The organism is Thalassobacillus devorans, assembly GCF_011761345.1.
GTDB lineage: Bacteria > Bacillota > Bacilli > Bacillales > Halobacillaceae > Thalassobacillus > Thalassobacillus devorans.
The window spans coordinates 293,282-318,354 of the sequence record NZ_JAASRY010000002.1 but is presented as its reverse complement, the minus strand read 5'-3'; the positions used below and the strand labels follow the sequence as shown (position 1 = coordinate 318,354).

The following is a 25,073-nucleotide window of genomic DNA, read 5'->3' as shown; positions in this document are numbered from 1 at the left end:
AATGCAAGTATATAATATCTTAAGGTGAATATAAAAGCCCTAAAACTAACATTTTTGAATACTAACCCACAAAAAACTTCTCTTTTCGCTTATTTACGAAATATTCCTCATTATTTCGTTATAGAGAACTAAAAAAGAAACATAGATAATTTTAGTAGTTCTTCAACCCGGATCCCTCAAAAATATAGATAATACCAGTGAGCTAACAAAAACACCCCGGACCATCCAATATATGGATTATGCCGGGGTGTTTCATAGAGATTAAAAAGTTATAAGCTAAGATGCTGTAGCAACAGTTTTTTCATCTTCTTCTTTCTTAGAATCAACAACAACACATGCACTGGCATCACCGACAACATTGACGGCTGTACGGAACATGTCTAAAATACGATCGATTGCCGCTACAAGTGCGATACCTTCTAATGGTAAATTGACCGAAGCAAGTACCATTGTCAGCATAACCAGTCCTGCTCCAGGTACACCGGCTGAACCGATAGAAGCTAACGTAGCTGTGATGACTACGATCAGAAGTTCCATAAAACTTAGGTTGACGCCATAAAATTGAGCAACGAACATAACAGCAATCCCTTGGTAGATGGCTGCTCCGTCCATATTAATCGTCGCACCTAAGGGTAAAACAAAGCTGCTTGTCGTACGCGATACTCCCAGGTTTTCCTGAGTGTTTTTCATCGTGACAGGAAGTGTCCCTGCACTACTGCAGGTACTGAACCCTACAAGAGCTGCTTCGGAAATACCTTTAAAGAACTTGATCGGGTTCATATTGGCAAAAGCTTTAACCGCTATCGAATAGACAATGATGGCGTGCAGAATAGAAGCGATAGCCATTGCTAAGATTATTTTCAGTAATGGAGCCAGGATGGACAGCCCATGGTCTCCTACTACCGGAGCAATTAAGCCGAATACACCGATAGGAGCTACTTTCATTACCATCGCGGTAATCTTGTACATAACTTGAGCAAATGATTCAAAGAAATCATATACCGGTTTCCCTTTGTTACCCAAACTTGTAACTGCAATACCGATAAATAATGCAAAGAAAATAACCTGAAGCACCGACCCTTCAACTAGTGACTGGAAAGGGTTGGTCGGAACAATATTTAAAAATGTATCGACAATGCCCTCTGTTTCACCAGGTTTAACCGTTTCTCCAGAATCAACGGATACATCGAGATTCGCTCCTGGTTTGATGACAAAAGCAAAAAACAAACCAATGGAAACGGCCAAAAAGGTGGTAGATAAATAATATAAAATCGATTTACCACCCAATTTACCCAGGTTCTTCACGTTGCCAGAATTGGCTACTCCGACAATCAAAGTAGAAAGGATCAATGGAATGATAATGAATTTGATCAGCCTAAGAAAAAGATCACCTAACGGTTGTACAAGATGAGTATGATTGCTGAATAACGTACCAAAGGCGATCGCCAAAACAAAAGCTGCAAAAATCTGTCCTATTAAATTCCCTTTTAAAAACTTCATAAATTACTACCTCTATTTCTATATAATTTTATCCCGTGATGAACGGACATCATGTACGTACTTGTCTTTTCACCGCCTAACCTCACTTTTCTTGTCTTATTATAGCAAAAAATGGATACATACAGGTGATTATTTTTCAAATCTCCATTATCTGGAGGACCTGGGGTGAAACCGGCACCCTCTTGCCCCTATATATGCCCACAAGAAAATCCAGCTGGTATCAACCAACTGGACCTTTATGGTTAGATTATTGCTTTACACCTTCCGGCCAATGTAAATCATGTGATTCTACGGAAGTGATTTCATTCTGTTCATCTACAAATACGACTCTTGGCCGAAGCGTTTCAATTTCTTCATCTGTCATTTGAGCAAGACTCAGAATAATGACGATATCCCCCGGAGAAAACAAATGGGCTGGGGGTCCATTCAGGCAGATCCTTCCTGAGCCTTCTTGAGCAGGAATAGCATAGGTTTTCCACCTTGTCGCATTTTTCAGACTTGTAACTTGTACCATTTCATAAGGTTTGATGTCAGCTTCTTTCATCAATTTACTATCAATCGTAATGCTCCCAACATAATCTAATTCCGCTTCTGTAACTGTTGCCCGGTGTATTTTACCTTTGCACATTAATCGTTGCATGATAGAATTCCTCCTTATTGCTATGTATTCAGCCTAACCTTACGTTAAAATAGAAGCAATTTCAGCTTAGTTACAATCTATATACAGGTTTGATAATAATATTACTACTTTTTCGAAAATTCCTTATTATGGAATATCTCCCATTAAAAATATTAAGGGGAAATTATGCAGAACATACAAAAGCCCCCTTAAAAAGTTTGTTTATCAGAAATACTATAACTGGGTTGCTTTATATGAAAGATGGGAAAAGATAAGGGATTAATAATTTAGAAAGAATCCATCCCAAAACTAGGAGGTAACTATGAGTAGAAAAACTCTTGATAAAACGTTAAAGCCCCATTGGGTGTGGGCAATTGCCTTAGGATCATCCATCGGATGGGGAGCATTTGTCCTGCCGGTAGAATGGATGGGGAAAGCCGGCCCGTTAGGTGTCATCATCGGTTTTGCAATTGGAGCCATCCTGATGGGGCTGATTGCGGTCAGTTATGGTTTTCTCATTGAAAAATTCCCTGTTTCCGGCGGAGAGTTCGCTTATTCTTTTATCAGTATGGGGAAAACACACGCATTTATTTGTGGCTGGTTCTTAACACTCGGGTATATTTGTATCGTTGCACTGAACGCGTCAGCATTTGCCCTGATGTTCAAGTTTGTCTTTCCGGATTTCACCATGAATTTTAAGCTTTATTCGATTGCCGGATGGGACGTATACTTAGTTGAAATTCTTGTTGCCACTGTCGCATTAGCTTTTTTCACTTACTTAAATATCAAAGGCAGCGGTTTATCTGGAAAAATGCAATTTATTTTCTGTTTGATTATGCTTGGCGGTGTCTTTATTCTTACCACCCTTGTGGGCGGCACACCCCAAGGAAGTTTCGAAAACATCCAGCCTTTATTCAAGCCTGAGATATCTACCTTAGCTGCGGTTCTATCAATTGTAGCAATTGCACCATGGGCATATGTAGGTTTTGATAACATTCCTCAGGCAGCAGAAGAATTCAATTTTTCTTCTAAAAAAGCTTTCAGTTTGATTATTCTAGCAATCGTATTCGCCTTAGTTTTATACAGTATGATGATTATTGCAACTGCCATGGCTAATCCATGGGAGCAAATGGTAGAAGCAGGATATATTTGGGGAACCGGGGCAGCGATCAGCGACTTACTCGGGACTACAGGCCTCTTCTTATTAGTACTGGCACTCAGCATGGGGATATTCACAGGATTAAATGGTTTTACCATTTCTTCCAGCCGCCTGTTGTTTGCAATGTCCCGGGCAAAAATACTGCCGCCAGCTTTTTCTAAGCTTCATCCGAAGTCTGGCACACCATATGTTGGCATCATTTTCACGGCCATCATCGCTTCCCTTGCGCCTTGGTTCGGACGTGAAGTATTGCTCTGGGTAGTTGATATGTCATCCATCGGCGTATCTATCGCTTATTTCTACACAAGCTATACAGCATATACATTCTATACATGGAACAGTACAACAAAAGTTGAGAATGCAAATGTGACGACCAACCCAACGAAAAAGTTCATTGCTTTATTGGGAATGACCGCCAGCCTCGTGTTTATGCTATTATTGCTACTCCCGTTCTCACCAGCTTATCTGGGAGTGGAATCAAGAATAGCACTGGTCATCTGGATCGGTCTTGGAGTGGCTTTCTATTTAGCTAATAGAAAAACTTACAACCAACTATCTAACGCAGAACTCAGCTACTTGATCCTTGGCGAAAACGCCGCAAAAAAATAATAAGTTTTACCACTATCTGGAGGACCCGGGGTGTGAATAAAAACACCCCGGGTCCTCCAGTTTTTACAATGGTAATTACATTTTCCTTATAGAATTAGTTAATCTTGGTTCATTTTCTTGTAAGGATGACTTTGAATGTTCACAAGATTCATGACGCGTTGAGCCGATCTTTCCAGTAGCTCTCCTCCGTACTTGATTGCATCCTTCAAAGGCATCGGTTTATCAACAATCGGTATGATTACGGTAATTCCCTCGTCACGGAGTACTTGTGCCTCGCCTTCGAATGAGCCAGTAAACGCAATAACGGGAACGTTGTATTTCCGCGCAATCCGTCCTACGCCGACAGGAACTTTTCCTGACAGTGACTGATCATCTATTTTACCTTCCCCTGTAAAAACAAAATCGGCACGTTGGATATGTTCCTCGAGCCGGCTCAACTCAGCTATTAGTTCAAGCCCACTGTGCATCTCAACAGAAAGGAATGCCTTGAGACTAAAACCAAACCCTCCGGCAGCTCCACTTCCGGGTATAGATGTCAGCTCTTCCCCCAGCATATGTTCGACGGCATCGGCATAGTTGGCAAAACCCTGTTCAAAGAGATTAATTTTATCAGAACTAACCCCTTTTTGCGGACCAAAGACAGCAACCGCCCCATTCTCTCCGAGCAAAGGGTTGTTGACATCGGAAGCGACAACAAAATCAACCTGTTTCAATCTGCTGTCTAAACCGGAGAGATCGATTGTCTTTATGTTACCAAGATTTCCTCCGCCTTCTTGGACTTCATATCCCCCTTTATCTAAAAATTTAACGCCGAGCGCCTGAAAACAACCGGTCCCTGCATCAACGGTGGCACTACCGCCTATGCCTAGGATAATTTTTTTTGCCCCAAAGTCAAGTGCTTCACGAATCAGCTCCCCTGTTCCATAGGTGGATGCAATTTCAGGAGATTTTTCTTCTTCCCTCAATAAAGGGAGACCGGATGCAGCTGCCATTTCGATAATAGCGAGCTTTTCTTTTTCTACCCAGCCAAAAGTAGCTGTAATGCTCCTTCCAAGTGGATCCTGGACAGTGCGATAGAATTTCTCTCCATCCAGCACCTCGAGGAACGCTTCGACAGTGCCTTCCCCTCCATCAGCAACTGGTATAACCGTTGTGTCGGCGTCCGGAACTACGTATTTAATTCCTTTTTCAAGATGACGGGCCGCTTCGATACTAGAGACTGACCCTTTGAAGGAATCCGTACTGATAACTATATTCATAATATATTCTCCTTAGCCCTTCAGCCACATGACTTGAAAAGGCTCCAGTGTAATATCTGACTGTTCAAGCATCTTACCCCTAACTAAATCCATAACTGTATCATCCCATCCAAACAACTGTCTGTCACATTGGATCACGACATCTTCCGCGGTCACATTGATAAGGACAACAACCTGTTCATTTTCAAAACTGCGAATAATGGAAAATACTCGGTCATCAAGGAACAGTACCTTCTGGTGAGCGTTAGGATGAAAGGCTATTTGTTGTTTACGGATATCAATCAACCTTTTAAACCCTTCAAACACTTGATGACGAAGATGAGAAGGATCAGCCAGTTCTTTTTCAAGCGTCCCACGGTCTAACTTTTCCCTATTGATTGTACGATATCTGCCGCTTTCCTCTATGCCCTTCTCATAATTTCGGGAGCCAAGCAGGCTATGAACATATATGCCTGGCACGCCGACCATTGAAAGCAAAATGGATTGTGCAGCTAAAAAGCGTTTAACTTTCGATTCGGTGCTATCTTCAGCCTCAACAAGAGCATCCAGATAGTTGATGTTCAGTTCGTACGGGCTTTTGGTTCCATCTCCGTTGTCCTTATAAGAAACACGGCCGCCACGTTTTTCTACTTTCTCGATCATCGCCCCCACTTCAGTTTCACTCAATATTCCTTCGACTGGACGGACCCCTATCCCGTCATGAGACGCGAGGAAATTAAAGTAAGTGGTATGGGCGGTTGTCGGATCCAACGAATCTGCCCATTCCAGCAGATGCTTCGTAGTGCCCTGCTGGAAAGAATGCAGTGTCAGTGGGGGAAGCGGGAACTGGTAGACTAGATGGGCTTCGTTAGTGCCATCACCAAAATAGCTGATATTGTCTTGATGAGGCACATTGGTTTCTGTAATAATAACCGTCCCGGGAGAAACAGTTTCCAGTACCTCGCGAATAATTTGTACAATCGTATGCGTTTCTTCTAGATGGATGCATGACGTTCCAATTTTCTTCCAGAGAAAGCCGATGGCATCTAATCGTAGGAACCTAGCCCCTTTTTTCACATATGTTAGCAGAACTTCCAGAACGGTAAGGAACAGCTTCTCACTTTCAAAATTGAGGTCGATCTGGTCTTCGCTGAAGGTTGTCCATATATACTTGGGACCTTCTGTCGTTTCAAACTTCGTTAATAAAGGCAACGCGCGTGGACGAGTGACCTGGCTGTAGTCTTCCTTAGGATCAGCTGCTATGAAATAGTCCTTATAATCTGGATCCCCATTCAAATATCCTTGGAACCAGTCGCTTTTTTGTGATATGTGATTGATTACTGCGTCGAACATCAGGTCAAAATCGTTAGAAAGCTCTTCAACTTCTTTCCATGTACCAACGTCAGGGTTGACAGCTAAATAATCTATGACGGAAAAACCATCATCAGAAGAATATGGATAGAATGGCAGCAAATGGACCGCATTGATTGTTCCATCGGCCTGCGCTTCCAAAAACTCGTGGAGCGATTGAAGCGGAGCTTTGCCCGCTTCTTTGATGGAGTCTCCATATGTGATGAGCATGATGTCTTCCTGGTCGACCCAAGCCTTCTGTTGGCTATCAATTTCTCCCCTGTATTTTTCAACCAGGGCATCAATATTTCTGTGCAGTCGAGTTCCTTTCTCTACTCCATAAACAGACTTTAATTTATTCAACATACTTTCTGCGGAAGTTCCTTGCATTTGGTTTCACACCTCTAATTAAAATTTTATGTATAAACACAAGTGAACCCTTTCAATCAGGATTCACTTGAAAAATTGACATTAATTATCCGTAATCAGGTTACAATTTGTGGTAATGGTATTTCGATGTAATCCGTTAACTGATAGCTATTTCCACCAACCTCAACACCAATCGGTTTCCCGTAAACATTACTCAGCTTCAGATTTTGATCACTAACCTCGACGACGATACGCCTGCCACGATAAGAAAATGGGAACTTAAAATAAGTCCAGGTATCAGGAAGTACTGGATCAATTTTAAACCTTTCCCCAGTAAAATTCAGATTTAAGAAATTGAATAACGCAAGCCAGATCGAACCGAGTGATGCAGCATGGATACCATCGTCTGAAGAATGAGGATTAGGGCCAAGGTCAATCAAACATGCCTCCTGGAAAAATTGATAAGCGGTCGTCTTATGGCCGCAACGCATAGCCAAAATTGCGTGAATCGCTTTACTAAGGGAAGAATCATGAATCGTCCGTGCTTCATAATAGCGATAATTCGCTTCCACTACATCTCTTGAAAACAGATCAGGTAAGAGAAATAACAACATCACGACATCTGCCTGTTTTAAAATTTGCATCTCATTGACTTCCGTTCGGGAATAATCAAGCAAAATCGACTGGCTTCCCTGTTGTTGTTTATATGGAGCCAAATCGATAATGGGTTTATTCAAGAAGGTATCGTCTTGTGGAATCAGATTATCAGCATTTACTTCCGGCAAGTATAATCGGTCAAGAAAGTTTTCCATTTCTTTAATCTGCTGCTGATTTTCGCTATCCACCCCCCTCAACAGATCTAACGTTTCTTGCACAGTATAATGAACCATATAATTCGTGTATGCGTTGTTATCTATAAATTCGGTGTATTCATCAGGGCCGATTACGCCTAATAACTGCAGCCTTCCATCGACTTCTTCTGCACGACTCAGCCAGAATTTACTCGTTTCCACGAGCATTTCCAACCCTTTTTCTTTCATAAAATCCTCGTCACCTGTACCACGATAGTAATGCAATACTGCAAAAGCAATATCAGCGACGATATGGTGCTCAGCCAGTGCGGAGGCTACCTTTTGGCGTTCGCCGGTCCGGATGTTGATAGCTGCATATTTCGGGGTTTCTTCCTTCCCTGTCCTCGCACTCTCCCAAGGAAACTGGGCACCATGATACCCATGCTCAGTCGCTAAGTTTTTCGCTTCAGGCATACGCTGGTAACGGTATTCCAGCAGTTGTCTGGCCACCTCCGGATCGTTATAAAGATGATAAGGAAGCATGAAAATTTCTGAATCCCAAAACACATGCCCTTTATATCCTTCTCCAGTCAACCCTTTCGCCCCGATACTGATATTGTTGCTATGCTTCGGCGTCATAATTTCCAAATGGTACTGGGCAAAATCGATGGCTTTCTGATCCATCGGATTTGGAGAATGAATCTCAATGCGGTTTGCGTCCCAGAACTGCTTCCATGCCCGGGCGGATTGTTTCAATATTTCATCGTATCCCTGGGCGGTTAGGTGCTTTACCTTTTCAAGTCCGATATCTCTTGATCCAGAAACATCTCCATCATTACTAGTTTCTACCGTTGTGAACTTTTCCAGCTGGAAAGATTCGTCTTCACCTAGCGAAATGACAGACTCACTTAGCAGCTGCCTGTTTTTCGCAAAAAAGTTGACAGGGCAGTCATGAGAATATGCACAAGCCGAAAACAATGTAATCGTTTGTCCAGAGTTCGTTGTTTCGTATGTACCCTGGAGATATTTTTCCTCATGAACTTGTACATGTTTTTCTTTTACATGCTGACGGCCATGATTCGTTTGCTGGGCATCTATACCTGTTCGGAGTTTGACGGTTACATCACGGTTCATACTGGTAATCATTACTTTCGAAGCAATCACATGCAAGTCATGCTTGGCTACCAATCGGTGAAAAGCGAACTGTAACCTCAGACCATCTTCTCTCTCCCATAGATAGCGGGTGATGACCTCTCCACGATCCATGTGAAGCGTGCGGTCATAAGAAAGTTTTTTCCCGGTCAATGAGGAAAAAACCTGGCCATCGATTTCAATCTCATGCCCGACCACATCAGGAAGGTTTACGATTTCCTCGGGTTCGCCTGCTTCTGAATAATTATAGATTCCTGCCACATAGAACCCACGCTTCTGGTTGAAGTAATTTTCTTCATGGGTACCTCGCAAGCCGATATAACCATTTCCGAGCGTCATGAGCGTGGCATATTTATTTATTTTTTTTAGATTAAATGTATCTTCGGAAAGTTTCAGGTTTGTCATAGATAGATTGTCTCTCCCTGTTCCGCTGATTTGTATAGCAGCTCAACCAGCTGTTGAACCTTATATCCTTCTTCTCCAGTTGCAATAACTTCTGATGTCGACCCGGCACACTTCCGGACAAAGGAATGAATCGCCGTACGTTCTGGATCATCAGATGACTCTTGTTCAAGCAATGTGACCAGCTCACCTTTATCATCTGTATAGATCTCCAATGGATATAGAGTTGCTCCTGCTTTATCGCCGCATAACTCTATGTTCAGTTTTTTCGCCTGCTTCATATGGAGGGCAAATGACGTATCAACCTGTATCAGGCCGCCATTCGCAAGTTCAATAAAGCCAAATAAAGCATCCTCCACTTCGTAGTCGTCAGGATTCCATGATCCAAATGAACCCTCTTCTTTAAACGGACCGATTTTCTGGAACATTTTTGCCGTTACCTTCTTCACTTCAGGAAAACCTAGGATGAAAAAAGCACTATCCAGCATATGTATGCCAATATCAATCAACGGTCCCCCGCCCTGGAGTTCTTTATTAATAAAATTCCCCCAGCCGGGAACACCTGACCGTCGCAGAGCGCTAAGCTTGGCATAATAAACATCACCAAGCATCCCTTCCTGGACTTTTTCCTTTAGCGTCAGAGCAGCCTCTGATACACGGTGCTGAAAATTATATGCAAGAACCAGCCCACGTGATTCCGCTAACTCATGCATAGCCTTAGCTTCCTGAGAGGAGATTCCTGGAGGTTTTTCACAGAGAACATGGGACCCGGATTTGAGTGCTTCCGTAACATGTTTTAAATGGAACTTATTCGGCGTGCATACGCTCACCATATCCGGTTTTTCCACGGCTAACAAATCACTTAAATCGGTATATGCACGGGCAATCCCATTTCGTTCAGCGAAAGCACAGGCACTGGCTTCCCTTCTGCATAACACTGCCACAATCTCAATATCGTCGAAATCCTGATAGTTACTGATATGCTTCGTTTCTGCCACCTGTCCTCCCCCGATAATCGCTACCTTTTTCTTCTCCATCGGAATCCTCCTCTATCGTTGAAGCAATGTAGCAAGATAATCTACGGAACGCTGATAGGCTTGCTTAGGCTCGTCGCCCCTTACCCTGCATTCAATCGTCATATACCCGTCATATCCATCGTTACCCAGCTGCGAAAAACATGTTTTAAAATCAATTGATCCACTTCCCGGCTGGTAACGGTGATTATCTGCCAAATGAATATGTTTGATCAGATCTCTGTTGTCATGTAATGACTGGACCAGGTTATCTTCTTCAATATTCATATGGTAAAAGTCGCCGATGATCTTTGTGTGCGTCAGATTATTGTCTTCTATATATTTCCTCGCTTCTGCTACCGTATTGATCATATGATCCTGATATCGGTTAAGCGGCTCTAGGAAAATCGTGGTATTTGTTTTTTTAGCGATGTTATCCAGGTAACGCAATGAATCACTGACAGCCTCCCAGTCCCCTTCTTGGCTTCTCGGAGATTCCATTGGCGGCAGGCGATAAGTGAACATTCCCCAGGCAGCAGGTACGATGATGCCTTCCCCATCGATTTCCTGAAGAGCATGTAAAATTCCCTCTATTTCTTTAAGCCCATTCTTTCGTTTTTCTTCTGAAAAATCACCAATCCAACCGTCATATCCCCCACATGCTGCATTGACAGGGAGTCCTGTTTCCTCAATCGCTCGTTTAACTTCATCCTTGCGGTCGATTAACAACTTACCGTCGATCTCAAAGGCTTCGAACCCTAACGATTTGATATAGGTGAATTTTTCCATGATATTTTCCGGAAAAAAACTCTGGTTTTGCGTTGCCAGTTTCATAGAATCTTCCTTTCTTTATCCGTGTTTGACTCCTAGTTTAATACTTAAGTTCGGGGATTGGTCGACGTATTCCATATAAGCCTCTGGACTATCTTTAAAATCAACAACAGGGTCGATGATTTTTGTACAATCTAAATGTCCATTCATCAACAGCTGCCAGCAAGTCCTTTCGATTCTCTTTCTATCCCAGCGCGGGTAGTCACGATTCGGTTCACTCGCCGCTCTTGAAAAAACCAGGCTGGCATTGTTAAAGTGCGCTTCTCTCCCGAAGTTCAGCCCTTCCGGGAATGGTTTTGCAAAAGCAATATAAGCGATAGTACCTGCATACCCAATCCCTTTCAAGGCATCCTGCAGGGCCGTACTAATTCCACTAGTTTCAATCCAGGCATCCACACCTTGTTTATCAGTCAGTTTTTTCACTTCATATCCGGTATCACAAGTAGTAGGATCAAAACAAACATCCGCACCGCCTTCTCTGGCGACTTCCCGGCGATGCTCAATCGGGTCTATACCTACTACAAGGCTTGCCCCTAGTTGTTTGACTAATTGGACGGCAATCTGACCAATAGCACCAAGCCCGGAAATTGCAACACAATCTCCCGGTTTAATGTTAGCGTCCCGTACCGCACCTAAAGCAAATTGAGCTGGATCATAACAAACTGCATTCTGCCATTTACCATGCTCCGGCATTTTCAAGAGACGATGGTTGTCGACCCCTTTAACGACCACATATTCAGAAATAGGGCCGTACGTACAGACACGATCACCAATTGAAAAATCTGTAACCTGTCCTCCCGTTTCAATAATTTCACCGACTACCATGTTGCCAAGTTTAAATTCTCCAAATACGATTCCTTTATTGGATGGATCTTTCCTTGGTACAAAGGTCCTCCACTCTTCCGAAAACTCTTCCTCCATAAATGGAGTGGTTCCACGGAAATCGACTACTTCTGTTCCATGCTTAGGTGCAGAAAATTCTACTTTAACTTTTACCTCATCCACTCCAACAGCAGCAGTTTCAACAGCTACCAATTCTGCTTTACGCGGTTCTGTAGCAATTAATGTTTTCGTAAGTTCACTCATCCTTTAACCCCTCCATCTGTAACATTGCCCTTGATTAGACTTTCAGATATCGCATACATGATGACAACCGGCAGTGCGGTAACAATTGAAGCCGCCATCATACGTCCCCATATATAGTCTGGTGTACTGAATAATGAGTACAACCCAACCGGTAATGTGAAGTTCTCTGAACTTGAAAAGAATATAGACGCAAACAGGAAGTCATTCCAAGCCACCATAAAACAATAAACAAATACAGATACAATCCCTGCGAAAGACAGTGGGATAATAATATAGAAGATGATTTTCACTCGGTTTAAACCATCTATTTTTGCTGCTTCTTCTAAGTCTTTTGGAATTGTTTCAAAATAACTGTTCAGCATTAAAATAGCCGTCGGTAATGTCTGGACAATCATGACGATGATCAGGGATGTCCTTGTATCATACAGCCCTAGTCCGGAGATTATTTTAAATAAAGGTACAATTAACAGAATCCCTGAAAACATATAAACGGTGTAAAAGCTGGCATTTATCTGCAGACGACCGCGGAAATTCAACCGCGATAGAGCATAAGCGCCAAATATCGCAAAACCGACTGAAATCGTCGATGCCGTCAGAGATACCATAAAGCTATTCTGCAAATAAGTGAGATACGGAAAAATTGATGGATTGAAAATATCGACAAAATGCTGCAATGTCCAATCTTTCGGTAAAAATGTTGGATTAGTCGCAATCGCTTCACGGGAACTTTTAAATGAAGTCATCAGCATGATAAAGAAGGGAAATAAACAAATCCCTAATATGACTAGCATGCCAAGGTAAAAAAAGGCGCGTTTCACACGTTTAGTCGTTCTCATACTAACTGCTGGCATTCAAGTCCACCCTCTTTCTTATGACAATAATCAATGTACAGATAATCAAGAATAACAGTACCGATATGGCGGAAGCTTTTCCTAAATCATTAAAGGCAAACGCTGTTTCATATAAATAAATACCCAGAACGTTGACTTTATTGGTTAACAGATAAACATCTTCAAACATGTAAAACATCCAGATAGTACGTAAGGTAATGACGGTCATCATAACTGGCATGATGGCAGGCAAAGTAACGACCTTAAATTTCTGCCATATATTTGCTCCATCCATTTCCGCCGCTTCATATAACGTCGGCGAGATTGTTTGAAGAATTGCAAGAAACGCAATAAAGGCATAAGGAAAATAACGCCAAATAGCAAATAGTACCACCAAAACAAAACTACTCGTCGGGTCATCAAACCATAATGGAGGGGTATCAAAGATATGAAGTACATCCCTTCCGATATAATTGATGATTCCGTAGCCATTGTTGAACATATACTTCCACCCAAAAATTAGCGAAATGGACGGGGTAACATATGAGAGAATGATCAGAGACCTGGCCAATTTTCTGAATCGGAACGGCCGATTGAACAAAATAGCAACATACAGGCCTAAGTATGTACTACCCGCTACAACAAGTACGGTATAAAGCAGAGTAAGTCCAAGAGACTTGTAAAACTCCGGATCTGTTAATGTCTCCGTGAAATTCTGAAAACCGATAAAATCAGCAGGTAAATTCGGATTGATCGGTTGTTCAAAAAAACTGATATAGAAGTTAGAAAGCATCGGATAACCAATTAGCATTAATATTAATAACCCACTGGGCAGTAGCAATATGAATGCTAACTTGCTATCAGATATTTCACGCTTCACTTTGCCCATCGAAATTCCACCTTTCTAACTACAAGTAATATAAAGGCTGCAGAATAATCAGAGTATCCTGCAGCCAGGAAATTGAAATAGATGATTAATCTACTACTTTTTCCAATTGTGTTTTTGCAGCTTCGATGGCCTCTTCCTCACTGGATCCCCCTACCGTAGCTTTGTTTATCATAATCGGAATCGCATTAGAGCTTGTAATATCTCCCATCTTTACATAATTTTTGCCATCAACAAGCCCAAAAACTTGAATATCATTAAAAGACTCAGCTATCTCTGTAGACAAGTCACCAAACGATTCAATTACTTCATTAGACTGATACTGTTCATTCTCAACGACTGATTTTGTTACCGGCTGTGCACCACCTGGCGCCATCAGGATATACTCTGTAGCATTTTCAGGTTCGGACAAAAATTCAATAAAGGTCTGCGCTGCTTCCTTCTGCTGATTTTCCAGTCCAGCTGGGATGGTCAACGAACTCACTGTTCCATACACAGCTTCCTGCTCTTTGCTAGGAATGGCATAACCAAGGTTTTCAGGAGTTCCCTCATCATAGATAGCTGGCAAAATATAAGTAGAGTACATAGCCATTGGTACAGTGTCATTCATGAAGGCATCTTTTACCTCAGTAACACCATTCGAACCAGGCATCGTATATTCAGAAAGCTCCTGGTAGTAACCTAACGCTTCCTTCATTTCTGGAGTCTCTAATGTTACATTTCCTTCTGAATTCAGTATATTTGCATTGTTAGAAAGAGCAAATTGGGAAAAAGCCTGTTCAGAAAAGTTGTTCTCTACGGTTGGTAGTGCAATTCCGTATTTTTGATTGGACTTGTCCGTAAACGCTTCGGCCACTTCCCTCACGTCTTCCCAACTCTTTGGTTCCTCAAAGCCCTTTGAGTCCAGCATTTCCTTGTTATACCAGATACCTTGCACCCATCCACTGATTGGGACACCACGATAGCTTTCTCCGTCTTCGGTGCGAACCAGCTTAAGCGCCCCATCGTAATATTCATCTTCCCCGATATTGCTGACTACCTCTTTTATTGCCTCGGTATCAATCAAGGAATCCTTGTCCATTACCTTGGCATATTCCTGTCCAACTTCAATCACTTCCGGCAGTTTACCAGATTGAGCAAGCGTAACAATCTTTGTAGTTAAACTGCTTTCTTCTACAACAACAGGATCGATATTGATCTGAGGGTTTTCTTCTTCAAACTTACTGATCAGACCATTTATAACATCCAATCGTTCCTGCTCAACGGAAGTATGCATAAATTCTATCGTCACTTCCCCATCTGCACCGCTTCCGGACTCACTCGAACACCCAATCAACGTAACGGCAACTAACAAAAATGCAACAATACGACTCATTTTAAGCTTCATAGATTCCGCCTCCTGAAAATTTAATCTTAACACCCAATGGCTGAGTTACAGCCTCCTTCCTTCAGCAAACTTTCAACTAAATTGGAACGATTTTTTGGGAGCGCTCCCAAAAAATGATATGATAGCGCTGCCATTTGTAAAAATCATAATATAGTAACAAAGCGCATGTCAACTACTTACCGGTAAAAAAAAAAGAAGCCTACATTCCTGTTTTTTAGTGAATATTACTTGATTATTAAGTATAATTCATTGATTATAAGTTATATAATGACAGGTAAATAATCTTTTGTTAGTATTATTTGGTACCGGTACCAAAGGGGAGAGGTGAATATAATGAAACCAACCATCTATGATATCGCCAATAAAGCAAATGTTTCAAAATCGACAGTTTCCAGGTTTTTAAATAATAATCCAAATATCTCTACAAAAAAGAGAAATCAGATACAAAAAGCTATTGAAGAATTGAACTACCAGCCTAGTAAGATCGCACGAGGTTTATCTTCAGGATTTGATGCAATTCTCGTAATTTCACGGTCAACAGACACGACAAAAAACAATCCTTTTTTCTCAGAAATTCTCCATGTCATATCCAGGTATTCTGAAGAAGAAGACTATGACGTCATCTTACAAACTTCCCAAGACGATGTTGAAGAAATTAAGAGATGTATCGCTAAAACGGCTTCCAAAATTGTAAAAGGAATTATAATGTTAAGCTCTCCATCGGACTCCCATTACTTCCGGGAAATTGATAATTTAAATATCCCGACTGTAGTTATTGGGAAAGTGGACGGCGACTATTCCAATATTTATTCCGTAGATACAAACAACTTTTCAGATAGTTATAACCTCGTTCAATACATGGTGGACTTAGGGCACAAACATATCGCATGTCTATATTCACCTCAGGAGTATAACGTTTCTATCGATCGATTAGAGGGATATAAAAAATGCCTCATTGATAACAACCTTCCACTCCGCGAAGAATACATGATCAATTGTGGCTTTACAATGGCAGAAGCTTACCAGAACTCCCAACAATTATTCCAAGCCAATCCTCTGCCAACAGCAATTTTCGCAACAGACGACCTAAAACTGCTTAGTTTGTACAAAACCCTGGATGAAAGAGGAATCTCAACACCTTCTGACATATTGATCGGCGGTTATAGCAACACAGACATTACATCGTTCTTGTTTCCGTCAATTATCCAGATAGAGAATCCAACCCATGAACTTGGAAAAGTAGCCACAACCCAATTATTTAACGCAATTACAAACACAGATGAAATAGAGCGAACAGTAATTATACCAACGACCAGAAGTGTAGAAGGGTCAAAATATAAATCGCATACTTTTAGCAATAAAAAAATAAATTCTAAAATCAGCAAGTAAGACAAACACACCCCGGATCCTCCAGAATTTGGAGGGCTCCGGGGTGCGTTGCTTTATTTGAGTTCTTTTATATTTTCTAATGCTTCAGCTACCTGTTTGGATGCTATCTTTTCTGCGCTCTTATTACCCACCGGCGGTTTCAATTACTCTTTCCCTGCCAGTGTATTTTTCTCCTTCGCTATACTCCTCTATAGCCACTTTTAAAACCAGCTCTTTGAATTCTGCTGGAGTTAACTCCCCTGCAGCCCCGATATCAAGTAAGCTTCCAGCGACTTCATCGGCAGTAACATTCTCAGCTAAGAACCTAAGGTATATACATTTTCACCCCAGGTCCTCAAAAATCATGAGGACCTAGGGTGCCTTCATTATTAATTCCACACATTCATTAACATAAATGAACACTTAATGTTTTATTTTGTTGACTTTTGTTCACTTGCGGTCGTATAATAGAACATAATCAAACATGTGATGTAGGTGAACACAATGCTGCAGGCAGAAAGAAGAAATAATATTATCCAGGAATTACACATAGACGGCACAGTCCATATCGAGCAGCTGGCTTCCAAGTTTAAGGTATCAGCCATGACAATACGCCGCGACCTTGCTGCTTTGGAAAAAGAAGGACAATTGGTCAGATCGCACGGCGGGGCCGTCTTACCTGAAAGTATGGCTCAGGAGGTTCCCTATCAAACGAAACTTTCGAGCTTTAAGGAAGAAAAAGAACAGATCGCAAAAAAAGCGGTAGAATTAGTGCCGGAAAATTCTCGTATCCTGCTAGATTCAGGAACTACCAATTTGGAAATCGCAAAACTCCTTAAATCAAGACGTGACCTTGTGATTGTCACAAACGACGCCAAGATCTCCATGGAGTTATTGCATTCAGAATCCACCGTTATCTCTACAGGAGGAGAACTTCAAAAAGACATCGGCGCATTCATTGGAACCCATGTACAGGAAATGCTGCGTAACATTAAAGTAGATGTAGTCTTCCTGGGGGCTAATGCTGTAGATTTAACGGATGGTATTTCGACTCCTTCTATGGAAAAAGCCTATATCAAAAAACTGATGGTGCGGAGCGCCAGGGCCAAATGGGTAATAGCTGATCACAGCAAATTCAATAAACAGGCCTTCGCTCATGTCTGCACGTTTGACGAAGTAAACGGTATCATCACTGATGACCAAATAGATGATCAAACTCGACAACAACTAGAAAAAGAAACCAATGTATATTGACTTGGTAAGGAAGGATGCGAGAAATATGGATGTAGTAGTAATCTGCGATGACTTGACCGGCGCTAATGCTACCGGTGTCAAATTATCAAAAGAAGGATTTAAAACAGCTACAGTCATTCATGGCTTACCTGTTCCCGAGACAGGCTATGATGCCATTTGCATCGATACGGACAGCCGTTATGCCTCTGAAGAACAAGCACGAAAACGAGTAACAGAAGCCTTGGAAGACAGCCAAAAGAATGGGCAGGCAAGAATATACAGTAAACGGGTCGATAGTACACTCCGCGGAAATATCGGCAGTGAAATCGAGGCGATGCTGTCCTTTATAGGAGAAAATTCCATAGCTATCGTCGTCTCTTCATTTCCTGACTCAGGGAGGACTACCATCGGCGGCTTTCTCTTAGTGGATGATATCCCACTACAGGAAACCGATGTTGCAAAAGATCCGATCCGCCCAATAAAGACGTCAAGAGTAGAAAATATCATTCAAAATCAAACAAACCTTCCGATTAATACTATCGGTCTTGATATAGTGCTTAACGGGGCAGAGACCTTATCAGCGGAAATTAATAAAGCTGCTGAAAACGCAAGAATCATCTGTATTGATGCCGTTACCGATGAGCACATTGAGTTAATCGCTGATGTAGCCAAAGATATCAAGAGGCCCATACTTTCTGTTGATCCAGGCCCATTTACCGCTGCCTATGCGAGTAAAAAAATAGAACATACAACAAAGAATAAAAAGTACCTGATTACTATTGGAAGTGTCACCTCTCAAACAGGGCTGCAGCTCGATTACTTTATCCAAAAATGGAAAGTAAAGGCGATTTATGCGAAACCTGAAAGACTAGCCACCTTCACGGAGGAATGGCAAAAAGAAGTGGACCGGGTAGTAGCCGAGGCAGAAAGTTCTATAGAAAACCGGGATATTATTTTAATAACCACCTATCATCCAGGTCAGGAACGGCTTGACCTTTCAAGCATGGCCCATAAAGAATCTACAACTGAAGAAGGTCTTGCAAAAAGGATCACCGATGGTTTAGCGTCCATTAGTCGCAGGCTGATGGAAGGTAACCGCGAAGACTTCCGAGGGTGTTATTTAAGCGGTGGAGATGTTACCGCCTCTGTCGGATCCATTACCCGGGCCCATGGCATAGAACTGGAAGATGAAGTGATGCCGCTTGCCGCTTACGGAAAATTCATTGGAGGGTATCTGGATGGCATGCCTGTTGTTACTAAGGGGGGCATGGTAGGTGATAAGAAGGCTCTCAGTACATGTATCAGTTATTTAATTTCTTCTACTAATAAATGAAAAGGATGATGAACATGAGTGAACAAACACAATCTATCATTGCAATTCCAATTGGAGATCCGGCTGGTATCGGTCCGGAAATCGTAATCAAGTCACTAGCTCAGAAAGAAATCTATGATCTATGTAAACCGGTTGTAATCGGTGACAAAAATGTCCTAACTAAAATCATGGATGCGATTGACACACATCTAGAAATCAACGAAGTGGAAGAACCAGCAAATGGAAAGTATGAACACGGTACAATCGACCTTATCAATCTTAATAATATCGATATTGACAGCTACGAGATGGGTGTCGTGTCCGGAATGTGCGGACACGCTTCTTATGAATATATCAAAAAATCCCACGAGCTCGTAGAAAGCGGCAAAGCAGATTCCATCTGTACCCCGCCAATCAACAAAGAATCATTACAGGCGAGCGAAGTCCCATACATCGACCATACAGCCATGCTATCTGCTTTCACGGATTCCTACGACCCAATGACGATGTTTGAAGTGAAAAGTCTTCGAATCTTCTTCCTGACACGTCATGTATCATTGGCAGATTCCATTCCAATGATGACGAAAGAACGTGTCGAAGACTATCTAGTCCGCTGTAAGGAAGCATTGGAGCTGTTAGGAATTGAAAAACCTAAATTAGCTTTAGCCGGGTTGAATCCGCATTCCGGTGAAGGCGGACTTTTCGGAAGAGAAGAAATCAATGAATTGACTCCGGGAATTGAAGCAGCAAGAAAACAAGGCGTAGAGGTCAATGGTCCTGTACCAGCTGATTCCGTTTTCCACCAGGCGGCTAACGGAAAATATGACGCTGTCTTGTCCCTGTATCACGATCAAGGTCATATCGCTGCCAAAATGTATGACTTCGAACGTACTGTTTCCGTAACTAACGGTCTGCCATACCTTCGTACTTCTGTCGACCATGGAACAGCGTTTGATATTGCCGGTAAAGGAATAGCAAGTGAAGTCAGTATGGTAGAAGCGATTAAAGCAGCTGCAAAGTACACACCTTATTTCAAACAACAATAAAGAGGATAAAAAGAAAAACTTGGCTTCTCGCTAAGTCCATATAGCGAAAGCCTTCGTTTTTCTCATTTAACTAAGTTAAACACGTTTGCAATATAAAAAGATAGATGGGGAGGAAGTAAAATGGAAGCACCAGGTGGTCAAATCATTTTAGGTTTAGTGATTGGAATTGCTTTATTGGTATTCTTAGTTATGAAAACAAAAATACATGCATTTATAGCATTGATCGTATCAGCTTCTGTAATCGGTCTTGTGGCAGGAATGGCCCCGCCATCTGTATCCGAGGCGATCACCTCCGGGTTTGGGGGAACACTGGGATCAATCGGTATCGTTATCGGTTTTGGTGTCATGCTCGGTCGAGTCATGGAAGTAGCCGGGGCATCAGAACGACTCGCTTATTCGTTTGTAAAAATGCTAGGCAAGAAAAGGGAAGATTGGGCGATGGCATTAACAGGTTATGTCGTTTCCATTCCTATTTTTGTTGACTCAGCATTTGTTATTTTAACGCCTTTAGTGAAAGCGATTTCTAAAAAAACAAAGCGCTCTGTTATTACTCTCGGAGTAGCGTTGGCAATTGGTCTTGTCGTTACCCACTCTCTCGTTCCACCAACCCCAGGTCCGCTTGGTGTCGCTGGAATATTCGGAGTAAACGTCGGGACAATGATTATGTGGGGACTTATTTTTTCTGTACCATTAATTATCGTTGGCGTATTGTATGCCAAGTGGATCGGTAAAAAGATTCATCAGATTCCTGACGAGGACGGACTGGGCTGGATTCGTCCGGACAAGCCGGCCGAAACATATGAAGAGTTCATTGATCAGCAGGAAAACAAACAGCTGCCTTCCTTATTCATGTCGATGGCACCTATTCTGATACCTATTCTTTTAATCTTTGCTAATACAGTCGTAACGGCACAAGAACTTACTGAAGGCATTTTCGGATATATCCAGTTCCTTGGTAATCCGGTTATTGCTGTAGGTATCGGACTGATTTTTGCGATCTACACCTTGACGACAAGATTGAGCCGTGTCGACGCTCTTGACCGGATGGAAGAAGGCATCAAATCTGCGGGTATCATCCTGCTTGTAACTGGTGCCGGGGGCGCCCTTGGTAACGTCCTTCGTGAAAGCGGCGCTGGCGATTATGTAGCAGAACAGATTGTTAACCTGGCAGTACCGCTCGTCATTCTGCCATTCTTCGTTTCGAGCTTTGTTCGTCTCGTGCAAGGCAGTGGCACAGTTGCGATGATTACTGCAGCTTCCATCACTGCGCCTATCCTGGCAGGAGTGGATGGAGTTTACATGCCGCTGGCAGCTATCGGTGCAACAACAGGTTCGCTATTATTCTCTTACTTCAATGATAGCTTTTACTGGGTAGTAAACCGTATGCTCGGTATCCGTAACACCAAAGAACAAATCATGGTGTGGTCGATTCCGACTACGCTGGCCTGGTTCACAGCATTAATCATGTTAATAGTCGTATCTCTATTTGTATAAACAGAAGCACCCCGGGTCCTCCAGATTTTGGAGGGCTCCGGGGTGTTTGCTTATCTACCCCAGGTCCTCCAGATTTTGGAGGACCTGGGGTAGATTATTTTATTTTTCGATTTTAGTTTTTCTGCTTTTCCGTACTGCAACAATTAGGATAGTTACCAGTACCACAAATGTAACTAACGGTATCCCATAAACGACGGTAAGAAAGCTGAACTGACTTTTCTCTGGGGGCTCGAGATCAGCGGTAAATTCATCGGACCCATTCCGTATATCTTCCGTCGGAAGCGCATATACCTTGCTATCCTGGCTGCCCACAATCAACGTATCGTTCATAATGATCGGACCAGATGGTGCTAAAGTACCGCCGAGTTTTTTACGTCCAACCTCTTCCCCTGTGTCGGCATCGAGCGCATGGACAAATCCTTTGGCATTAGAAAAGTAAACCACTCCCTCATCGGCTACCGGTGGAGCTTTTATGACGGTGTTTTGAAAATCCCATAGCCGCTCGCCTGTCTTCAAATCATAAGCGTAAAACTTCTTAGTTATCGGACTTCCCACATAAATTGTTCCGTCGTAAATCATCGGGGCGCCAGATTTATTGTTTTCTACCATCTCGCCATATCCGAGGCTTTCTTTCCAAAGGACTTCACCCGTCCCTGTATCCATCGCATAGATTACATGCTCCGGATGCTCCTTCCGGTCTCCAGTCAGTGACTTACCCATTTCTTTATAGGTTTCAAGCAATCCATAGTGCTCATATACCTCTTTAAGCGACAATTGCTTCGGTTCCTCCAAAGCTGTCGTGACAACAATATCATCCTCAATCGCAGGTGGCACATCGTCCAGACCGGCGAACGCTTTCGGCATTTCTGTCTGCCACGTCACTTCATCTCTGGTTAAATCAATAGCCGAAAATGTATAAGGCTGCGGATGGCCGCTCCCTATAAATAATTTCCCATTATAATAGTTAGGAGAGGACATGCTGACGACATGACCCAGGTCAATCGTATCTAAGACTTCACCAGTTTCAGCCTCCATTTTATACAACTGTCTGTCCCCTGTTGCCGCATAAACATACCGATCGTTAAACACAGGAGTCGGCATGACTTCGCCTCCAGTGCTTGTCTGCCACTTTGTTTCACCTGTTTCTGCATCCACTGCCATCACGCCGCTTTCCTCCGTACCCCGGAGCCCATTACCCTGAAAAAAACGATTGCCAAAACCGACATACACCGTGCCATCATGGTAGATCATTTCCGAATGGACCCAGTTCGGCGCCTGACTTTGCCACAACTGCTCGCCTGTCTTGATGTCAAAAGCGAACATGTCCCCGGTGTTATGGTTGCCCACGAACATGCGGTCACCAGCCACTACCGGTGTCGAACGAATTTCATCGCCCGTCTTGAAGGTGGTGGCCTCAAGCGGAGCTACACCTTCCTGTTTAAAAACAGGATTATTGCTGTCATTCATACGGTATTCCAGCCATTCGTCCGGTCCAAATGCAGCTCCTGCCGCAGAAGGAGCAATTAATAAGTATAATATAAACAAAATACCAGCCCATTCACTTCTCTTCGACCCTTTCACCGTAGAAAGCCCCCTCAGGAAAATATCAACCCATTTACCTACTATCATACCCTTGAGATAATAACATTAACACAAAACACTCAGGTGACTAAAAGTGTCAATTATCATTCCAATTAAAAATCGAAATAGACGGTATTTAAAGTTTCAATATTTCAAATAGTCAGATTCCATTGCGCTTCCTAGAGAACTTTGGTTTAATAAAATCAATTCTTAATGTCAGCGCTTACATTTCAAAAATGAAAGGGGAAAAGCAATGGAAGAAAGGAAGCAATTAAAAAAGACGTTAAAACCACATTGGGTTTGGGCCATAGCCTTCGGTTCTGCTGTAGGCTGGGGTGCTTTTGTTTTACCAGGCGATTGGATGGCTGCTGCCGGACCACTTGGTGTTATTCTCGGTTTTAGTATTGGTGCTTTATTGATGATTGTCATCGCGGTCAGCTACGGACAACTCATTCAAAAATTACCGGTTTCTGGTGGGGAATTCGCTTATGCATACTTTGGATTTGGGCGTTATCATGCCTCCTTTTGTGGATGGTTTCTTACCCTCGGGTATATGTGTATTGTTGCATTGAATGCGTCAGCGCTTGCTCTCTTAATTAAGTTCGTGCTCCCAGGTGTAGCCATGCAAGGGTTAATGTATAATATCGCCGGCTGGGATGTATATGGCGGAGAAGTATTAGTCGCCTGTATTGCGCTAATTACATTTGCCTACTTGAACATAAGAGGCACCAGTATCTCCGGGTTTATGCAATTTATCTTCTGCCTGACTTTAATTGCAGGTTTGAGCTTATTAGTCATTGCTATGATTCTCCATCCTTCCAGTTCTTTTTCCAATGTTCAGCCTCTATTCAACCCTGAGATTGGTGCTGTATCAGCTGTTATTGCCATCATAGCCATTTCTCCCTGGGCATACGTCGGATTTGATAATATTCCACAAGCAGCGGAGGAGTTTAACTTTTCTCCTAAGAAAGCGTTCAAGCTGATTGTAATCGCACTTCTCTGCGCTGCCGCCACATATTCATTGACGATTATTGCGACAGCTGTCGCTATGCCTTGGCAATCACTTATTGCTCAGGAGACGGTTTGGGGGACAGGACTTGTGGTAGAAAATGCTTACGGAACCATTGGAGTCATCCTACTATCGATTTCATTAGCGATGGGGATTTTCACTGGATTAAATGGCTTTTATGTGGCGACAAGCCGATTATTATTCGCGATGGGAAGAGCAGAGATTCTTCCTCGGGTATTCGCTAAATTACATCCGAAGTATGAAACCCCTTTTGTGGGTATCATATTCACCTGCTTAATTACTTTATCCGCTCCATTCTTTGGCCGGCAGGCACTGTTATGGGTAGTAGACATGTCAGCTATCGGCGTAACGATCGCATATTTTTACTGTTGCGCAGTAGCCTACCGCCTTTTCAGCTGGACAAGTACTGCTGATACAGACGTAATCGTATCACCTGCCAAAAAAGCTATGACGCTTTTAGGTCTCATAAGCAGTACCGGCTTCTTCCTGTTACTTGTAGTACCAGGTTCTCCTGGGTTTCTAGGCACTCCTTCATGGATTGCGCTCTTTATCTGGATTGCTATAGGATTCGTTTTCTTCATGATGAAACGAAAAGATTTTGCGCGTATTCCTAAAGAGAAGCTGGATTATAACATTTTCGGAAAAACTCTGGAAAGTGAAAGTATTTCTTCCAATACAACAAAAAAAGAAGCCTGACTAATGACCCAAACGGAATACGTTTAATAGAAAGAAGGTGTTTTGCATGAAAATGCAAGACACCTTTTCCTATTTCATAGATTCGCTTATA

Annotated in this window: 19 protein-coding genes; 7 read left to right on the top strand and 12 right to left on the bottom strand. The window is 42.5% G+C overall.

From position 1 onward, the window contains the following. Positions 1-276: 276 nt before the first annotated feature. Entirely contained in the window at positions 277-1,500 is a 1,224-nt protein-coding gene (locus tag FHS45_RS08785; RefSeq protein WP_062441908.1) for a dicarboxylate/amino acid:cation symporter, read from the bottom strand. A 247-nt stretch (positions 1,501-1,747) separates the two neighbouring features. Then, positions 1,748-2,140 carry an aspartate 1-decarboxylase gene (gene panD / locus FHS45_RS08780; RefSeq protein WP_062441911.1) on the bottom strand — a complete coding sequence of 131 codons (393 nt, stop codon included), beginning with the start codon at positions 2,138-2,140 and terminating at the stop codon, positions 1,748-1,750. 301 nt (positions 2,141-2,441) lie between these two features. Between panD and FHS45_RS08775 the strand changes: the two genes are divergently transcribed. Beyond that, a complete protein-coding gene (locus FHS45_RS08775; protein ID WP_062441915.1) occupies positions 2,442-3,887 on the top strand; it encodes an APC family permease in 1,446 nt (481 codons plus the stop codon). 98 nt (positions 3,888-3,985) lie between these two features. Here the strand turns inward: FHS45_RS08775 and FHS45_RS08770 are convergent, their stop codons facing one another. From FHS45_RS08770 to FHS45_RS08730, 9 genes are all read right to left on the bottom strand, one after another. Then, a complete protein-coding gene (locus FHS45_RS08770; RefSeq protein ID WP_062441918.1) occupies positions 3,986-5,146 on the bottom strand; it encodes a glycerate kinase family protein in 1,161 nt (386 codons plus the stop codon). 12 nt (positions 5,147-5,158) lie between these two features. Next, on the bottom strand, positions 5,159-6,865 hold the full coding sequence (locus FHS45_RS08765) for a sugar phosphorylase (RefSeq protein WP_062441921.1): 1,707 nt from the start codon (positions 6,863-6,865) through the stop codon (positions 5,159-5,161). A gap of 95 nt (positions 6,866-6,960) precedes the next feature. Beyond that, positions 6,961-9,192 carry a glycoside hydrolase family 65 protein gene (locus FHS45_RS08760; protein WP_062441922.1) on the bottom strand — a complete coding sequence of 744 codons (2,232 nt, stop codon included), beginning with the start codon at positions 9,190-9,192 and terminating at the stop codon, positions 6,961-6,963. Beyond that, positions 9,189-10,226, bottom strand: coding sequence for a Gfo/Idh/MocA family protein (locus FHS45_RS08755; RefSeq protein WP_062441925.1), 1,038 nt, complete (start codon positions 10,224-10,226; stop codon positions 9,189-9,191). Before FHS45_RS08755 ends, FHS45_RS08760 begins: the two co-directional genes overlap by 4 nt. Before the next feature lie 12 nt (positions 10,227-10,238). Further along, positions 10,239-11,036, bottom strand: coding sequence for a sugar phosphate isomerase/epimerase family protein (locus FHS45_RS08750; RefSeq protein WP_062441926.1), 798 nt, complete (start codon positions 11,034-11,036; stop codon positions 10,239-10,241). Positions 11,037-11,051: 15 nt separating this feature from the next. Next, positions 11,052-12,119 carry a zinc-dependent alcohol dehydrogenase gene (locus FHS45_RS08745; protein WP_062441928.1) on the bottom strand — a complete coding sequence of 356 codons (1,068 nt, stop codon included), beginning with the start codon at positions 12,117-12,119 and terminating at the stop codon, positions 11,052-11,054. Next, a complete protein-coding gene (locus tag FHS45_RS08740) occupies positions 12,116-12,970 on the bottom strand; it encodes a carbohydrate ABC transporter permease (protein ID WP_208416380.1) in 855 nt (284 codons plus the stop codon). The genes FHS45_RS08745 and FHS45_RS08740 overlap by 4 nt, the downstream gene beginning before the upstream one ends. Further along, positions 12,957-13,838: a carbohydrate ABC transporter permease gene (locus FHS45_RS08735; protein ID WP_062441932.1), complete on the bottom strand. Its 882-nt coding sequence runs from the start codon at positions 13,836-13,838 to the stop codon at positions 12,957-12,959. Before FHS45_RS08735 ends, FHS45_RS08740 begins: the two co-directional genes overlap by 14 nt. An 85-nt stretch (positions 13,839-13,923) precedes the next feature. Next, positions 13,924-15,222, bottom strand: coding sequence for an ABC transporter substrate-binding protein (locus tag FHS45_RS08730; protein ID WP_062441934.1), 1,299 nt, complete (start codon positions 15,220-15,222; stop codon positions 13,924-13,926). Positions 15,223-15,555: 333 nt separating this feature from the next. Between FHS45_RS08730 and FHS45_RS08725 the strand changes: the two genes are divergently transcribed. The 5 genes from FHS45_RS08725 to FHS45_RS08705 all read left to right on the top strand — a co-directional run bounded on the left by FHS45_RS08725 (position 15,556) and on the right by FHS45_RS08705 (position 21,675). Next, complete coding sequence (locus FHS45_RS08725) at positions 15,556-16,611, top strand: LacI family DNA-binding transcriptional regulator (protein ID WP_082411940.1); 1,056 nt, start codon at positions 15,556-15,558, stop codon at positions 16,609-16,611. Between the two features lie 483 nt (positions 16,612-17,094). Beyond that, positions 17,095-17,844: a DeoR/GlpR family DNA-binding transcription regulator gene (locus FHS45_RS08720; protein WP_062441937.1), complete on the top strand. Its 750-nt coding sequence runs from the start codon at positions 17,095-17,097 to the stop codon at positions 17,842-17,844. Positions 17,845-17,869: 25 nt separating this feature from the next. Beyond that, positions 17,870-19,156, top strand: a complete 1,287-nt coding sequence (locus FHS45_RS08715) for a four-carbon acid sugar kinase family protein (protein ID WP_062441939.1) — start codon at positions 17,870-17,872, stop codon at positions 19,154-19,156. 14 nt (positions 19,157-19,170) lie between these two features. Then, positions 19,171-20,181, top strand: a complete 1,011-nt coding sequence (gene pdxA / locus FHS45_RS08710; RefSeq protein WP_062441942.1) for a 4-hydroxythreonine-4-phosphate dehydrogenase PdxA — start codon at positions 19,171-19,173, stop codon at positions 20,179-20,181. Between the two features lie 120 nt (positions 20,182-20,301). Then, positions 20,302-21,675: a GntP family permease gene (locus FHS45_RS08705; RefSeq protein WP_062441944.1), complete on the top strand. Its 1,374-nt coding sequence runs from the start codon at positions 20,302-20,304 to the stop codon at positions 21,673-21,675. A gap of 99 nt (positions 21,676-21,774) precedes the next feature. Here the strand turns inward: FHS45_RS08705 and FHS45_RS08700 are convergent, their stop codons facing one another. Then, positions 21,775-23,256: an outer membrane protein assembly factor BamB family protein gene (locus tag FHS45_RS08700; RefSeq protein WP_062441947.1), complete on the bottom strand. Its 1,482-nt coding sequence runs from the start codon at positions 23,254-23,256 to the stop codon at positions 21,775-21,777. Between the two features lie 253 nt (positions 23,257-23,509). Here FHS45_RS08700 and FHS45_RS08695 point away from each other — a divergent pair, with 253 nt between their 5' ends. Beyond that, positions 23,510-24,982 carry an APC family permease gene (locus FHS45_RS08695; RefSeq protein WP_062441950.1) on the top strand — a complete coding sequence of 491 codons (1,473 nt, stop codon included), beginning with the start codon at positions 23,510-23,512 and terminating at the stop codon, positions 24,980-24,982. Positions 24,983-25,073: the final 91 nt, after the last annotated feature.

Bases quoted from the DNA above. Each gene is read 5' to 3' on its own strand.
- FHS45_RS08785 (WP_062441908.1), bottom strand. From the start codon at position 1,500: ATGAAGTTTTTAAAAGGGAATTTAATAGGACAGATTTTTGCAGCTTTT.
- panD (WP_062441911.1), bottom strand. From the start codon at position 2,140: ATGCAACGATTAATGTGCAAAGGTAAAATACACCGGGCAACAGTTACA.
- FHS45_RS08775 (WP_062441915.1), top strand. From the start codon at position 2,442: ATGAGTAGAAAAACTCTTGATAAAACGTTAAAGCCCCATTGGGTGTGG.
- FHS45_RS08770 (WP_062441918.1), bottom strand. From the start codon at position 5,146: ATGAATATAGTTATCAGTACGGATTCCTTCAAAGGGTCAGTCTCTAGT.
- FHS45_RS08765 (WP_062441921.1), bottom strand. From the start codon at position 6,865: ATGCAAGGAACTTCCGCAGAAAGTATGTTGAATAAATTAAAGTCTGTT.
- FHS45_RS08760 (WP_062441922.1), bottom strand. From the start codon at position 9,192: ATGACAAACCTGAAACTTTCCGAAGATACATTTAATCTAAAAAAAATA.
- FHS45_RS08755 (WP_062441925.1), bottom strand. From the start codon at position 10,226: ATGGAGAAGAAAAAGGTAGCGATTATCGGGGGAGGACAGGTGGCAGAA.
- FHS45_RS08750 (WP_062441926.1), bottom strand. From the start codon at position 11,036: ATGAAACTGGCAACGCAAAACCAGAGTTTTTTTCCGGAAAATATCATG.
- FHS45_RS08745 (WP_062441928.1), bottom strand. From the start codon at position 12,119: ATGAGTGAACTTACGAAAACATTAATTGCTACAGAACCGCGTAAAGCA.
- FHS45_RS08740 (WP_208416380.1), bottom strand. From the start codon at position 12,970: ATGCCAGCAGTTAGTATGAGAACGACTAAACGTGTGAAACGCGCCTTT.
- FHS45_RS08735 (WP_062441932.1), bottom strand. From the start codon at position 13,838: ATGGGCAAAGTGAAGCGTGAAATATCTGATAGCAAGTTAGCATTCATA.
- FHS45_RS08730 (WP_062441934.1), bottom strand. From the start codon at position 15,222: ATGAAGCTTAAAATGAGTCGTATTGTTGCATTTTTGTTAGTTGCCGTT.
- FHS45_RS08725 (WP_082411940.1), top strand. From the start codon at position 15,556: ATGAAACCAACCATCTATGATATCGCCAATAAAGCAAATGTTTCAAAA.
- FHS45_RS08720 (WP_062441937.1), top strand. From the start codon at position 17,095: ATGCTGCAGGCAGAAAGAAGAAATAATATTATCCAGGAATTACACATA.
- FHS45_RS08715 (WP_062441939.1), top strand. From the start codon at position 17,870: ATGGATGTAGTAGTAATCTGCGATGACTTGACCGGCGCTAATGCTACC.
- pdxA (WP_062441942.1), top strand. From the start codon at position 19,171: ATGAGTGAACAAACACAATCTATCATTGCAATTCCAATTGGAGATCCG.
- FHS45_RS08705 (WP_062441944.1), top strand. From the start codon at position 20,302: ATGGAAGCACCAGGTGGTCAAATCATTTTAGGTTTAGTGATTGGAATT.
- FHS45_RS08695 (WP_062441950.1), top strand. From the start codon at position 23,510: ATGGAAGAAAGGAAGCAATTAAAAAAGACGTTAAAACCACATTGGGTT.